The sequence below is a fragment of the Pleomorphochaeta sp. DL1XJH-081 genome, assembly GCF_049310885.1.
Classification (GTDB): Bacteria; Spirochaetota; Spirochaetia; order Sphaerochaetales; family Sphaerochaetaceae; genus CAYZJV01.
Genome location: NZ_JBMDYO010000173.1, coordinates 1 through 250 on the forward strand (window position 1 = coordinate 1; position 250 = coordinate 250).

General features: G+C 59.6%; 1 protein-coding gene. It reads left to right on the top strand.

Translation table 11 applies throughout. The annotated features are described in order from the left end of the window. Positions 1–191 (top strand): type VI secretion system baseplate subunit TssK (tssK, locus tag ACODJP_RS14365; RefSeq protein WP_422482656.1); only part of this gene is annotated, 191 nt, incomplete at its 5' end. Positions 192–250 lie beyond the last annotated feature (59 nt).

A 250-nucleotide genomic window follows, 5' to 3' on the forward strand; every position in this document is an offset into this window, starting at 1 on the left:
TAATTCTGCGCGCTATGCCCGCCGCGCCGCCGCAAATTCCGTGGCATGCCGGTTACAACTACTTTGCAGTCGAGAAGGGCGGCGAGCTGTGGAACGACATGGAGAAATCTGGCGCCTTCGCCCTGCATCTGGCAGGCGAGTTCCCCGGCCTGGATATGGAATTTTGGGCTATCCGTAGCCCGTCGGAATAAGAAAGCGAGCGTTGATGATGCAGGAACAACAGGCCGCTGCCAGCCATGGCGTAAGCGGC